This is a genomic window from Streptomyces mesophilus (genome assembly GCF_011044995.1).
In the GTDB taxonomy this organism is placed as follows: Bacteria; Actinomycetota; Actinomycetes; order Streptomycetales; family Streptomycetaceae; genus Streptomyces; species Streptomyces mesophilus.
In genome coordinates this window covers 1-1,121 of the sequence record NZ_JAAKZW010000468.1, presented here as the reverse complement: position 1 = coordinate 1,121, position 1,121 = coordinate 1, and the positions used below count along the sequence as shown (strand labels likewise).

At 71.2% G+C, this 1,121-nt stretch carries 1 protein-coding gene and 1 pseudogene; both read left to right on the top strand.

All coding sequences use genetic code 11. The annotated features are described in order from the left end of the window. Positions 1-342: pseudogene (locus G6045_RS40615) on the top strand (hypothetical protein); the annotation flags it as partial. A 68-nt stretch (positions 343-410) separates the two neighbouring features. Then, positions 411-1,040: a TetR/AcrR family transcriptional regulator gene (locus tag G6045_RS40610; protein ID WP_165337264.1), complete on the top strand. Its 630-nt coding sequence runs from the start codon at positions 411-413 to the stop codon at positions 1,038-1,040. Positions 1,041-1,121 lie beyond the last annotated feature (81 nt).

Below are 1,121 nucleotides of genomic sequence, written 5' to 3'. Positions count from 1 at the left end.
CCCCCGCACCCCCGGGCCGCCTTCGCCCACTCATTGATCCCGATCGCCCTCGGTTACCTCATCGCCCACTACTTCACCCTTTTCGTGACGGAAGGACCACGCACAGTCATCGTGGCATCCGGCACTGACAATCCCGTCCCGCCCGCACCGCTCCTGGATCCTGGAGGTACCGCCGCGCTCCAGGTCATCGCGATCATCGTGGGACATGTCCTGGGCGTCGTGGCCGCCCACGACCGCGCCGTCCGGCTGCTGCCGCCCGAGAAGGCGATCGCGGGCCAACTGCCCCTGTTCGCGCTGATGATCGCGTACACCTTGGGTGGTCTCGGGCTGCTCATAGCCTGAGTTCCGGACCGGCGGTTCGGACGCCGGATCCGGACCGAGCACCGGCAAAGAAGGGCCGCACCTGCATCATGGACCCCGTGACCACGACGCCTTCGCTTACGGATCAGTCGGCCGGCGCCCTGCGCCGCGTGCCCGTGCAGGAGCGCAGTGCCGAACGGCTCGGCCGGATACTCGACGCGTGCGCCGCGCTGCTCGACGAGGTCGGCTACGACGGACTGACGACGCGCGCCGTGGCGGACCGTGCAGGGGTGCCGATCGGCTCGGTGTACCGCTTCTTCGGCAACAAGCGGGCCCTGGCCGACGCCCTCGCCCTGCGCAACCTGGACCTGTACGCCGACCGCACCGCGGCCCGGCTCGCCGCGCTCAGGGCGCCCGACTGGCCGGCCGCCGTGAATGCCGCGCTGGACGAGTACCTGGCGATGAAGCGCACCGTCGCGGGCTTCGCCCTCGTCGACTTCGGCGTCCCGTCGGGCGGCGCGGACGCCAATCACCAGGTCGCCGGCCGCCTCGGCGGGGTCCTCGCAGGTCATCTCGGCAAACCGCTCGACGACGACGTACGGCGTGCGCTGCTCGTCGCCGTCGAGGCCGCCGACGCCCTGCTCCAACTCGCCTTCCGCACCAAGCCGTCAGGGGACGAGGACCTGATCGCGGAAACCCGCAAGCTCCTGCACCGCTACCTGGCGCCCACCTTCGACTGAGCCGCCGCCCGAAGCCCGAAGCCCGAAGCCCGAAGCCCGAAGCCCTAAGACCGAAGCCCGCCCCCGCGACCGCAACCGCCC